This is a genomic window from Pseudoalteromonas luteoviolacea (assembly GCF_001750165.1).
GTDB classification, from domain to species: Bacteria; Pseudomonadota; Gammaproteobacteria; order Enterobacterales; family Alteromonadaceae; genus Pseudoalteromonas; species Pseudoalteromonas luteoviolacea_G.
In genome coordinates this window covers 2,234,040-2,246,264 of sequence record NZ_CP015411.1, presented here as the reverse complement: position 1 = coordinate 2,246,264, position 12,225 = coordinate 2,234,040, and the positions used below count along the sequence as shown (strand labels likewise).

The 12,225-nt window shown below is 40.9% G+C and carries 10 protein-coding genes and 1 tRNA gene; 3 read left to right on the top strand and 8 right to left on the bottom strand.

Features of this window, described 5'->3' with window-relative positions; translation table 11 throughout:
- Window positions 1-55: 55 nt before the first annotated feature.
- The 4 genes from S4054249_RS09565 to S4054249_RS09550 all read right to left on the bottom strand — a co-directional run bounded on the left by S4054249_RS09565 (window position 56) and on the right by S4054249_RS09550 (window position 1,744).
- On the bottom strand, window positions 56-673 hold the full coding sequence (locus S4054249_RS09565) for an FKBP-type peptidyl-prolyl cis-trans isomerase (protein ID WP_039608961.1): 618 nt from the start codon (window positions 671-673) through the stop codon (window positions 56-58).
- A gap of 102 nt (window positions 674-775) precedes the next feature.
- Window positions 776-1,144: a hypothetical protein gene (locus S4054249_RS09560; protein WP_046355313.1), complete on the bottom strand. Its 369-nt coding sequence runs from the start codon at window positions 1,142-1,144 to the stop codon at window positions 776-778.
- Window positions 1,145-1,197: 53 nt separating this feature from the next.
- Window positions 1,198-1,288: transfer RNA gene (locus S4054249_RS09555), tRNA-Ser, on the bottom strand.
- Window positions 1,289-1,372: 84 nt separating this feature from the next.
- A complete protein-coding gene (locus S4054249_RS09550) occupies window positions 1,373-1,744 on the bottom strand; it encodes a hypothetical protein (RefSeq protein ID WP_046355314.1) in 372 nt (123 codons plus the stop codon).
- Window positions 1,745-2,186: 442 nt separating this feature from the next.
- On the opposite strand from S4054249_RS09550, the gene S4054249_RS09545 reads away from it, so the two are divergent.
- From S4054249_RS09545 to S4054249_RS09535, 3 genes are all read left to right on the top strand, one after another.
- Window positions 2,187-4,484 carry a TonB-dependent siderophore receptor gene (locus S4054249_RS09545; protein ID WP_052960917.1) on the top strand — a complete coding sequence of 766 codons (2,298 nt, stop codon included), beginning with the start codon at window positions 2,187-2,189 and terminating at the stop codon, window positions 4,482-4,484.
- 242 nt (window positions 4,485-4,726) lie between these two features.
- Window positions 4,727-6,337 (top strand): trypsin-like serine protease, encoded by a 1,611-nt coding sequence (locus S4054249_RS09540; RefSeq protein ID WP_046355315.1) that lies wholly within the window; start codon window positions 4,727-4,729, stop codon window positions 6,335-6,337.
- Between the two features lie 85 nt (window positions 6,338-6,422).
- The gene (locus S4054249_RS09535) at window positions 6,423-7,619 is read left to right on the top strand and encodes a hypothetical protein (RefSeq protein ID WP_046355316.1); all 1,197 of its coding nucleotides are present in this window, start codon (window positions 6,423-6,425) and stop codon (window positions 7,617-7,619) included.
- Here the strand turns inward: S4054249_RS09535 and S4054249_RS09530 are convergent, their stop codons facing one another.
- From S4054249_RS09530 to S4054249_RS09520, 4 genes are read right to left on the bottom strand one after another with little or no spacing between them, the layout of a single operon-like run.
- Window positions 7,620-9,191 carry a cryptochrome/photolyase family protein gene (locus tag S4054249_RS09530; protein WP_046355317.1) on the bottom strand — a complete coding sequence of 524 codons (1,572 nt, stop codon included), beginning with the start codon at window positions 9,189-9,191 and terminating at the stop codon, window positions 7,620-7,622.
- Window positions 9,192-9,197: 6 nt separating this feature from the next.
- Complete coding sequence (locus S4054249_RS25865; protein ID WP_080928310.1) at window positions 9,198-9,341, bottom strand: DUF2256 domain-containing protein; 144 nt, start codon at window positions 9,339-9,341, stop codon at window positions 9,198-9,200.
- A 5-nt stretch (window positions 9,342-9,346) separates the two neighbouring features.
- Window positions 9,347-10,795: a cryptochrome/deoxyribodipyrimidine photo-lyase family protein gene (locus S4054249_RS09525; protein ID WP_046355318.1), complete on the bottom strand. Its 1,449-nt coding sequence runs from the start codon at window positions 10,793-10,795 to the stop codon at window positions 9,347-9,349.
- Window positions 10,785-12,122: a DASH family cryptochrome gene (locus S4054249_RS09520; RefSeq protein ID WP_046355319.1), complete on the bottom strand. Its 1,338-nt coding sequence runs from the start codon at window positions 12,120-12,122 to the stop codon at window positions 10,785-10,787. The genes S4054249_RS09525 and S4054249_RS09520 overlap by 11 nt, the downstream gene beginning before the upstream one ends.
- Window positions 12,123-12,225: the final 103 nt, after the last annotated feature.

Here is a 12,225-nt window from a genome sequence, read left to right as displayed (position 1 = left end):
ATATCAATAACATGCTCAGCACTCGCTGAGCATGTAACTTTAAAGATAACCTAAATTATAGGATCTCTAACAGCTCAACATCAAAGATAAGTGTTGAGTAAGGTGCGATTGATGCACCAGCACCACGCTCACCGTAAGCAAGATCGTGTGGAATGTATAGACGTAGCTTAGAACCAGCAGTCATAAGCTGTAGCGCTTCAGTCCAGCCTTTGATCACGCCATTTACAGGGAACTCAGCAGGTTGACCACGGTCGTATGAGCTATCAAATACAGTGCCGTTGATTAAAGTACCGTGGTAATGAACACGAACTGTTGAATCAGCAGAAGGCTTATCACCCTCACCTGTAGTGATAACTTCGTACTGAAGACCAGACTCAGTTACAGTTACTTCAGCGCGCTTTGCATTCTCTTCTAAGAAAGCAGTGCCTTCCGCAGCTAGTACTTTTGCTTCTTCTTCACGGCGAGCTTGGATTTCGCTGTTGATTTTTTCGAAAGCAGCTTGGATCTCAGGGATCTCAACGCGGAACTCACCACCAGTGTAAGCGTCTTTCATACCTTCAAAAACTGCGTTTAAGTCAAGGCCTTCGAAAGGGTTAGCTTTTAATTGCTCGCCCATTTGTAGACCGATACCGTAGCTCGCTTTACCAGCGTCTGTATTGAATAAATCTGACATATAAATTCACTTTATTTATCATTATAAAAGGACGCGCAGTGTAGCATATACAAAGGACAACTTATAGGGCGACAAGCAAATACACACCCTATAAATACTGGCTTATGCGTTATTCTCAAAGTTTTTTGATTTTAACTGCTTCACCAAAAATGTCGCAAACGGTAAAGATAATACCAAGCCAATAATTAGCTCATTGCTATAACCTGCAAGTTTATCCCCAAAAAAGACACCAAAGCCCACTACGCCAAATAATGAAATGACGATTGATGCCAAAAATGGCCATAACTTTTCGTATTTAGTAACTAGATGCCCAATAAGTGCATTATATAAGAATGTGTATAAAAGCGTTTGCCAAAGCGTTGGCTGTGGCTGACCATCTATTGACATAATTACTGCCATTTCTAGGCCGCTTAAATAAAAAAAGCTAAAGACAATCCATAACGAACAATGTTTAACAACATCCTGAGCCATCGAACTCTCCAAACGAAAAAAACCGCCATTATTAGGCGGTTTTGGGAATGAGGTGGCGGAGAGATAGGGATTTGAACCCTAGATACGCTATTAACGTATGCCGGTTTTCAAGACCGGTGCTTTCAACCACTCAGCCATCTCTCCGTTATTGGCGCGCATAATAAGGGCTATTCATAAATATGTAAAGTACTTTTTTGATAATTTGACAATAGTATGAAATAACGCAGTTCAGTAATATTGTTTTGGTCGTCTTGCCAAAAACGCACAAACAACACTGACTATTATTATGCAAAGAAGCACAGCACTTGAATCGACAGCAATATGAATCATCTTTTCCCAACTACTTACTTTTTGTGCCAACAGTGGAATAACCGATATTGATGCAACAACCATAAATATTCGCAAGGCTGCAAAAAAATCAAAACGCTTATTAAAATTCATCCAAGCGGTAAGCAAAACAAGTAATAAAACTGGTGATGTTAGAGATAACCAAGCATTACTGACATAACCGAGTAGGTAATGGCAAATAATACAACCTACCCCACCCCAAATTATCCAGACCCACCAGTTCTCTCGTCTCTTTAGAAATAAATCTCCCATAACCTATCTTCTTATATTTATTCACAGGTAACAAACTAGGTACATCCATACTAAGACTTCTTAGACTAACAAAAACAGATTAAAAAACAACCAAGGCATACTGATTTATTTTACCAGATCAAAAATACCCTATAAGAAGAAACAAACCATGAGTAACAAACGTTACATTTCATTCGCCATATTCAATTAGCATTAGTTTTAGACTATATCTTGGCTCATTAATTTAACTAAAAAATCGTTGTTATATTAAAAACTTAATATATGACAAATAATCATGTTCCCACATACGATTCAACTTGACTTCAATTAAAATGTAACGATAATGCAAACCGTTATCATTTAACACTATATTTGGTACAAATTACTTCCCCGATTATGTAATAAGGTGATGTAATTTTCCATTTGAGTTAATGACATTTATTTGTTCTTTGGATAGGATTTTATGGACAACTCTACTTTGCAATCTTCTAACTCACGTCGTAACACACTCCGCTTGGCGCCTGTAACTGTCGCTTTAACAGCTGCGCTAACTGGCTCACACGCTTTTGCTGAAACAATTGCAGATGACGCTCAAACAGCGAACGAAATTGAGCGTATCTATGTGACCGCATCTACTACTGGTAATTATTCAGATGCGGCAACAAAATCTGCAACAAAAATGATTTTATCACTAAAAGAAACGCCACAGTCCGTTTCTGTTATTACTCAGCAGCAATTAGAAGATTGGAAGTCAGTCAATATCAAAGACATCCTGCAACACACAACCGGTGTTTATGCCAGTTCATCCAGAAGCCTAGATAGACCGTTTTTTGTCGCTCGTGGTGAACGTATAAACCTAGTGCAAGTAGACGGTGTACAACAGTTTCCTGGAGGCCGCCGCTCAGACGTCAATGGTGACGCAATTGCCTATGAGCGCGTAGAAATTTTACGTGGAGCAAACGGCTTGATGACAGGCGTAGGTTCACCGACCGCAACAGTAAATTTAGTGCGCAAACGTGCCATTAGCAAAGAGCTTGATGGTCATGTCGGTGTGACAACTGGACGTTGGAACAATAACCGTGTCGAGCTAGACATTTCAACCCCACTGAGTAGTGACGGAAGCATCCGTGGACGAGTAGCAGCTGCACATTATGACAAAGACTCGTTTATCGACAGGTACAGCCAAGAAAAAACTTCGGTATATATGACTGCTGAAGCAGATATTACTGAAGCCACACTGTTTCGTGTAGGTTATGAATATTCTGATACTGAGTCTTTAGGCGCAATGAACTCGCATGCAACACCGTATTATTTTATCGACGGTTCATTGATGAACTTAGAAAGAGGTTCAACAGGCTTAGCAGCGAACTACAGTTCATGGCCTCTTGAAGAAAACACCATCTTTGCAAGTTTAAACCACGGTTTTGACAATGGTTGGCAATTAAATACCATCGCAACGTACAACACCATCGAAATGGAAGGCGGCAACCTGTTCTTTGTTTGGACAAACGATTTTTATGCTAAAGATGGCTCTGTAAACCCTGAAGTTGGCCACGGATATAACTTTGTGATCAGCGACTCGAAAGACACACAAAAAACTTTTGATATCAACTTACAAGGTGGATTCGATTTCTTAGGCCGTGAACATGATTTGATCGTTGGCTTCAACATGTTTGATAGAGAACGTATTGGCTACAATAAAAAAGATGGCCAACGTGATATCTCGATTGATAACATCAATTACTTTAATTGGACAGGTGATATCGAGCGCTATTCATACCAGCATATAGATACCGCAAATTACATTACAAATCACGAAAGTAATGGATTTTATGTTGCGACTCGTTTATCACTCACAGATAATTTAAAATCAATCATTGGAGTTAGACAAACAAATTGGGAAGTCGTTGAGCACAGAACCAACCGTAAAACTCAGCAACTTGCTCATAATATTAAAGGCAGCTACGAAGTAAGGAATGAACTCACTCCATATGCAGGTCTAATTTATGATCTAAATGATGAATTTAGCTTGTATGCTAGTTATACCGATGCATTCGAACCTCAAAATGCTTATGATAAAAACGATAATTTACAAGCTCCTATAATTGGCGAAAGTATTGAGGCTGGTCTAAAAGCTGAAATAGGCCTACTTAACTTCTCCTTTGCTGTATTTGAAAGCAACAGAAATAACGTTGCCAAAGCAGATCCTGCATACGCTCAGCAGCAAACGCCAAATGGTAACACGGTGACCATGCTGATCGATGAAACTCAAACAAGCGGTTTTGAACTCGAATTAAGCGGTGAAGTTCACCCGGGCTTTAACGTGTACGCGGGGTATTCATATGCAAGATCAGAAGACGAGCATGGTTCACAGCTTAATACCGAAGTGCCTGAGCAGTTATTAAACATCTACACAACCTATCAGCCAACTGACTTAATTGAAGACTTAACAATTGGATTTGGCGTTAATTGGAAAGATAGTTACTGGGTTAAAAGCTCTCGCCCATCAGGCAATTTTGACTACGGCCTCAATAGATGGGATGAAGTATCTCCAATTGAAGTGGATGAAATTCGTACTCATGGGTCAATTACGTTGTTTAATCTCATGGCCCGTTATGACATCACGGATAACCTTAGCGTTTCTTTGAACATTGACAATGTATTCGACAAAAAATATTACGATGCCATTTCAACCAGCCAAGGGCGTGTAAACTGGGGTGAGCCACGAAATTGGAAACTATCAGCTAGATATAGCTTCTAATTTGTTACTCTTCAGAAACAAAAGCGAGCATTGATGCTCGCTTTTGTTCATGCAAGAACCCTTCCAATGTAAACTTTTTGTTACATGCAAATTGTTGTTTACCCTACTTAAGTTAAAGTTTTAGTCATTTCAGTAAGAAGTCTTACCTCTGTTTATTTTTCATTCAACGCTTGAAATCTTGGTGTATCTCAGATTATTCATATACAAGCTCAATTTCGAGCTCATAAAGGAAAAGATACATCATGAAAAAGGTTAATTTACTACTCTCTGCACTCACAGCTGTTGCTGCAAACACCTATGCAACGCCGCCGACTGACATTCAACCCAATGTTGTAGGAGGCATAGAAACACCAGCTTATTCAAGGCCATACCAAGTGGCATTACTAATGAATGGCCGCCAAGGCTGTGGTGGTACGTTAATCAGCCCTGATTGGGTATTAACAGCAGCACATTGTCTAGACAGTGCTTCAACATCAAGCTTAACAGTCAGAGTGGGGGCGCATTCCATCAGTCGCGGGGATGGTCAAACACTCAGAGTATCTCAGATTATCAATCATGAAAGATGGCGTGGTGCCAATGGTATACGCTCAGGTTATGATATCGCACTTTTGAAGCTAGCTTCACCAGCATCCAGTCAATACACACCAGCAAAATTACCAACTGCAGAGATTGAGTCTCAATATGCAAACGTTGGTGCATACGTCACTGTTTCTGGATGGGGACTCACCTCCAATCAAGGCAGGCCCAGTGACGTGCTGCGAGAAGCTGAGCTACCAGTTATCAGCAATAACAGTTGTAGCTCTTTGCTGAACTTTTCAATTCCTGGATCAGTAATATGTGGTGGTGGCGAAGGAGGTCGTTCAGCGTGTAACGGCGATAGTGGCGGTCCCTACGCAGTTCGCGTCGGGAATGACTTCTACAGCATTGGTACTGTCAGTTGGGGAATTGCCTGCCAAGGCGCAACTGCATTTACTCGAACAACTAGCTACCTAGATTGGATCAAGCAAAAAACAGGCATTATTGATATTCCGAATGATAAGCCTCCAGTTGCTGACTTTAGATATAGTGTCAATGGCACATCCGTTAACTTTACAAGCACCTCAACGGATGACAAAGGTATTACTCAATTTAATTGGAACTTCGGCCAAGGTAACGCATCTTCAAGCGCTGAAAACCCCAATCATGATTACAATACCAATGGAGAATTTAATGTCACTTTAACCGTCACCGACACCAAAGGACAGACCAATAGTACCTCTAAAGTTGTCCGTGTTGGAACACCGCCTAGCTGTGGAGAGAATTGGTTAGCAGCGAAAAGTTATTCACCAGGCGACAAAGTAACATTCAATGGTGCTGTATACGAAGCAATTTGGTGGTCTCAAGGTGCCCAACCAGACCTATATAGCAATGTTTGGAGAAAAGGTGGTGATTGCGACGGTTCATCGGATCCAGTCCCTGTTGCAGACTTTAATGTCGTTCAAAATGGACTCACTGTTTCACTTCAAAATCAAAGCTCCGGCGCGACTTCTTACGCATGGGGTTTTGGTGATGGGAAAACTAGTTCTGCAAAGTCACCAACACATACGTATGTTGCTAAAGGCCAATACACAATTACACTTACAGCTAAAAGTAATCAAGGAAAATCAGCAACACTAAGTAAAGTTGTCACTGTTGGCGACTCGTCAGGTGGCTGTAATGGTTTACCTTCTTGGTCTGCTGAAAAGGTATATTTCAAAGGGGACCGTGTCGCACATAACAATGTGATCTACGAAGCAAACTGGTGGGTTCAAGGAGAAAACCCAGCTAACTCTGATGATTGGGGCCCTTGGACTCGTATCCAATCTTGCAATTAACAAACTGATAGTAAAATGTAAATTTTACTTTTAATGCGATTGAGTCCCATGTAACCTTGTACGAAAAATTACCATTATAGAGAGCATGGGACTTAATCAACATAACCGCACAGAGCTAACCCGTTTAGGTGAGCGTATACAAAAAACATTTATTGCCGTAAGCAATGCCTTGCCTGAACATGCACAAACAATCGGCGGTTTCGCAAAATTACTAGAATACAATCGTTCAAATAGCCAACGCTTTTTTGCGGCATGTAAAGCCAGCAGTGGCCTGCAAGTCTTAGTTGAGCTCCCTGGTACTCATGCACTACAAATACTTTCTATTAAGCTATCTCCCCTGCTTCCCTCATCACTAATGAGCCAAGTTAATCAAGTCGTCGAGCTGTTTGCTCAGTGCATTGAAAATAACGCAAAAAGTCATGCCGACTTAAAACGCTTGATCCAATCTCCTAAAAAAGTAGAAACTCATTCTAAAGAGTCAGATCACAAGGCACAGCTTTATCATGCTGCGAAAGCGCTATTAAAATTTAGTGTTGAAGAGGTTTTTTGCATCTATATTTTGCGCGAAAATCAGAACGATCCAAGTTTCTTGCAAGAAGTCACACTGATCAGTAAATCCGGTATTGAACGACTTGTCGGCGCGGTCCCCTTTGTACAATTTTATACTCACCCTCACCCTGAACATTTCGACGGCCCAATTGAAGTCACTGGGGACACAGCACTCAAACCCAATGAATTTACGCTCGGTGTATCCAAAGAGTTTTCAAGTGATGGTTTTTTGCAAGCATTTAGTACCTACTCCCCGAGTAACTCAGGCTTGGTCTTCGACCCTCTACCCAGCAGAAAAAGTGACGTTACGTTTGTTTTTAATAACCCTGATGAAGTGGTGAATCCGCTCGATCACAAAAGTCCATGTAGCTCAACCAGCTTATCTATCAAAAACCCTGTTAAAAAGCTCACGATGCTAGTCTTACTTGAAAAGCAAATTGACCGATGTAGTACTGTTAATATTGGTTGCTATCATAGCAACCAAAAAGTAGAAGAAGGTAAATTAAAGGCCAGTGATTTGTGGACAGAAAGATTTCCTGAGTTTCCAGAATTAAAAATCACGCCGTTAGAAAACGATTTTGCTCACAGTCTATTACCAGAAAATCAGAAGGATAAATTAAGGTATTTACTTAACGTCAGTGGCATAGCTGCTGATAATTTCATCTGCTACGCCACTGAGGTAGATTACCCAATTTGGTCAAGTACCTATAGAATCTACTTTGAACATCAATAGTTACAACTCATTGAGATTATCGAGATGATGTTGAGCCTTTTCTAAAATTAACGCCCTCTGTTCTGGGGGCTTTTTACGCCAAGTCGCGTATACCATACGATTACGAGGGTTAGCGGCAAACTGTGCCTCATGGGCATCCATAAATTGCCAATACATTGCATTAAGTGGGCATGCATTATCCCCTGCCACGGATTTAATGTCGTAACGACAATCGGAACAATAGTCACTCATTTTATTAATATAGTTGCCGCTGGCAGCATATGCTTTTGAGCCGACAATGCCTCCGTCTGCAAATTGACTCATCCCGCGCGTATTCGGCATTTCTACCCATTCAATGGCGTCGATATAAACACCTAAATACCAGTCATCAACTTGTCTGGGGTCAATACCTGCTATTAGGCAAAAATTTCCTGTTACCATTAAGCGCTGAATATGATGGGCATATGCGTAATCTAAAGACTGCTTAACTGCATGCTTTTGACAATTCATATGCGTCTTACCATCCCAAAACCAGTCAGGTAAATCTCGTTTTGCATCTAGCTCGTTAAGCTCAGCGTACTTTGGCATGTTAACCCAGTATATGCCACGTACAAACTCTCGCCAGCCTATGATCTGTCTAACAAATCCCTCAACTTGCGCGATATCCACCTCCCGTTGATTTTGCATAAAATGCGCGATGACCGTATCAACTACAAATTGAGGGCTGATTATTTTACTGTTCAGCGCAAACGACAGCCTCGAGTGATACAAACTCCATTGCTTTTTTGTATACATATCATCAGCTTTACAAGTCATCGCATCTTGGAAAAAACCAAATTTCGATAGTTGAGTTTCGCAAAATGTGATCAGCAACTCTTTCGCTTGCACTCTTGTAATTGGCCACAAACTGTTTGCTTCGTAGGTACCAAATGTATTCACATTATGTCGTTGCAGCCTGTCCCCTATATCACTCACATCGTTAGCAAAAATTAAAGGCTCGGGTATATCTGATAAATCCTTTTGTTTCAGTTTATTTCTGTTATTGCTATCAAAATTCCATTCGCCGCCATACGGCTTCTCACCATCCATCAAAATATTAAAGCGTACTCGCATTTTCCGATAAAAAGATTCTAATCGGTGCTTTTTACCCGCAGTAAAATAGTTGGAAAGTTCGCTATCCGACAAATAAAAATGCTCAGATTCATATGCACACGTATCAAGATCTATCTCAGCACAAAAAACACTCAGCTGCTCTCGAAGACGATATTCATCGGGCAATTGATACTCAAACTTAGCAACGCCATATTTGCGAATAAGGTGATTTATTAGTGCTGGCAAAGTGTCAAACGAATGCGTGTCATCAAGCGTGAGATGAATGACATGATGACCTGCTTTTTGCAATGCAACTGAGAATGCCTTCATCGCAGCAAAGAAAGCACATACTTTTTGGATATGATGCTTCACATAACTCGTTTCTTGATTCAGCTCAGCAATCACATATAACGTGCTTTCATCTTTCGAACTATACCAGCTATGACTGGCGTTAAGCTGATCACCTAAAATTAAACGCAGTGTTTGATAAGTTTGGGGCATAATTCATTAACTCTCTTTCTGACGGTTTGAAGCACAGCGCTTAGAACAATATTTGACATTAGCCCAGTCTCTTTCCCACTTTTTTCGCCAAGTGAACGGACGATTGCATGTCACACACACTTTCGTAGGCAAATTTACTTTTTTATGCACCGTACTTACCTTACATGAATTGCCAAAACACGTTTGGCCTCAATCGCTACATCCTCTCTCTTTTTCCAGTACCACATAAGTGCTTGAGCTTGAGTATAGCTTTGTTTTAAATCAATAATGGGGGTTGGGTAATCGACACCAAGTTCGATACCGTACATCATTTGTTCCATCTCAGTTAAATCCCAGGGTGCATGAACTAAAGGCGCTGGTATATTAACCAATTCAGGGACCCATTTTTTCACAAATACACCATCAGGATCTTTGTCTTCACCTTGCTTTACTGGGTTATATATGCGAATTGTATTTATCCCAGTAACCCCTGCCTGCATCTGAAACTGACTGTAGTGTATTCCTGGTTCGAAATCTAAAAATAGCTTTGCTAAGTGGGTCACGCCCTCACGCCAGTCTAATTCTAAATGGTGGCATAGAAAACTCACCAACATGGCACGCATTCTGAAGTTCAGATACCCTGTTTTAATTAAGCTACGCATGCATGCGTCAACCATAGGCACACCGGTGTTACCTTCCTGCCAAGCTTTTAATCTTTCCGCAGCCACATTGCCTGTTACTCTTGGCATGCCTTCATATGCACGGTTCACACACCTGAACTCCATATCACATTCACTTTCAAACTTTTGAATAAAATGGCAGTGCCAGTGCAATCTTGATGTAAAAGCCACAAGAGAGCGCCTCCAATGCGGTTTTTTCCAATTGTCTAAAACAGTTTGATATACCTGTCTCAAACTCACATTACCCCAAGCGAGATGAGCAGATAACCGAGAACAGTGCTGTTGAGACTTTTCGGGACTGGAAAGAGAAAACGCATATTCCTTCCCTCTCTCATTAAAGAATGAGTTTATAACTTGCCAAGCGAGTGACTCTCCACCTGGCTGAAAATATGCAGCCTCTGCTTCATAATGAAAGCACGAGATGTCTACATGCATGGAAAAATGCTTACCAATAGAAAACCAATTCACCTTGTCAGGTTCAATATCTGCCGCGGCCTCGCGCATAACCCTTTGCCAATTCTTATCCCAACAGGTTCTGGCTTTGAGCCCTCTTATCACGGCACCTTGAGGAAACTCTTTCCAATTAATTCCATGTCTATCACACCAAAATGCAACTTGCTTATCCCTTTCAAAAGTAAATCCTAGCCCTACCTCTTGGTGGGAGTACAATGCATCTATACCAACCTCTTGACTAATCTGCTCAAGCACCTCAATGATATTCCCATAAGCGCAATAAAGGCTGTCAGAGGGAATGCGTTTTGAAATATCCTCAAGGGATTGAGAAATGAACCTCAAATGCCTGCGCGATGTATGCTTATCTTTGATCATCGCTGGCTCAAAACAATACAGTAGAAGCACGTTTTTTCCCGAGTTTGACGCTTCATAAAGCGCAGCATGATCTTGTAAACGCAAGTCCCTTTTTAACCATACAACACTAATGGCCATGCTTTGTACTCATCACAGGCCAATCAACCATATCAACATCACTGGCGATCTGCTCCCCGTCACTGCTCCATTTATTTTGAAATGCACCGTCTGGGTCATACATTTGCGCTTGTTTTCCAATATTGAAATGTCTGCCTCCTCTGGGGTCGTCGCCAACGCCTGCAATATACTGCCAATTTCCCCAATTAGAAGCGACATCATAGTCAATGAGTTGTTGCTGAAAATAAGCGGCACCATAGCGCCAATCCACTTGCAACTCGTTCACCAAGCAACTTGCCACAATCTGCCTGCCTCGATTAGACATGAACCCAGTTTCATTCAACTCTCTCATACACGCATTCACAAGTGGGTATTCAGTTGTACCATTACACCAACGCTTGAACCGCTGTGGATAATATGTTGTTAAAGGTCGAACTCCCCTTTCTCCGGCAAACTTAAATAAGTTACTCCCTTTTTGGATCGCTTTATGATGAAAAAAGTCTCGCCACATTAATTCAAATCGAATCCAATAAGTAGAATCATTTGCACCTTGTTTCTGTTCATACATATCAAGTCTGTTAATAATTTGTCTTGGTGAGATGTTGCCTACTGACAGGTAAGGACTAAATTGCGTAGAATTATACTTTCCATCTAGTGCATTTCGAGTTAACTTGTATGACGATGCGCTCTGGGTCGAAAAGTACTCTTCTAAATATTTATGAGCTACATTTTCCCCGCCTTCAATTTGGCCAGCACTACTGTGTATTTCATTATCAAGTTTATATCTATCGTCGGCTGTTAAAGCATCGCCCACCGATAAAGGCAGAGGCAGAGTTTCTGAAAACATATCTTCAACAGGTAAAGATACTGTCAATTTATCTGCTTTTTTTCTAAATTTGGAGAAAGATCCAGTCAGATCTTTTGCTTCCAGCTGCTGCGGGCCAAACATGAGGTTGTTATGCTGATGAATAAACCGCACACTGTCGTTATCAGACTTGATATGCTGTAAAGTGCGTCGTTCATCGTAACCGCTCCCTAAATGACAGCCAACGACCTCAATACCCATATGGGTGATCAAACGGTTTAAAACTGCCCTGCTATGGCCCTTGAAAATGTATAATTCATAACCAAGTCGTTGTATTTTCTCTGACAAGTCAACTAATGACTGCTGGATAAACTTGAATCTCTTGTCTCCAAGGTGGACATGATTAAAATTTGTTGCCGAAAATAGGTATTCATCTAACACATAGATAAACATAATGCTGTTAGATGCATAAAGTGTAGAGTTGAGGGCTAAATTATCTTGAAGCCTCAAATCGTCGGTAAACCAATAAAGAGCTTTACTCATAACGCTTGATTAATCCTGCCTTACAAACGGTTATTAAGCTCTTTTGTACGTAGCAAACATCAATCTAGATTTATATAAAATAAAACAATAAAAAAGGTAAGCG

What these genes read in the sequence shown, in the direction of transcription:
- S4054249_RS09565 (WP_039608961.1), bottom strand. Translation starts at nt 673, where the DNA reads ATGTCAGATTTATTCAATACAGACGCTGGTAAAGCGAGCTACGGTATC.
- S4054249_RS09560 (WP_046355313.1), bottom strand. Translation starts at nt 1,144, where the DNA reads ATGGCTCAGGATGTTGTTAAACATTGTTCGTTATGGATTGTCTTTAGC.
- S4054249_RS09550 (WP_046355314.1), bottom strand. Translation starts at nt 1,744, where the DNA reads ATGGGAGATTTATTTCTAAAGAGACGAGAGAACTGGTGGGTCTGGATA.
- S4054249_RS09545 (WP_052960917.1), top strand. Translation starts at nt 2,187, where the DNA reads ATGGACAACTCTACTTTGCAATCTTCTAACTCACGTCGTAACACACTC.
- S4054249_RS09540 (WP_046355315.1), top strand. Translation starts at nt 4,727, where the DNA reads ATGAAAAAGGTTAATTTACTACTCTCTGCACTCACAGCTGTTGCTGCA.
- S4054249_RS09535 (WP_046355316.1), top strand. Translation starts at nt 6,423, where the DNA reads ATGGGACTTAATCAACATAACCGCACAGAGCTAACCCGTTTAGGTGAG.
- S4054249_RS09530 (WP_046355317.1), bottom strand. Translation starts at nt 9,191, where the DNA reads ATGCCCCAAACTTATCAAACACTGCGTTTAATTTTAGGTGATCAGCTT.
- S4054249_RS09525 (WP_046355318.1), bottom strand. Translation starts at nt 10,795, where the DNA reads ATGGCCATTAGTGTTGTATGGTTAAAAAGGGACTTGCGTTTACAAGAT.
- S4054249_RS09520 (WP_046355319.1), bottom strand. Translation starts at nt 12,122, where the DNA reads ATGAGTAAAGCTCTTTATTGGTTTACCGACGATTTGAGGCTTCAAGAT.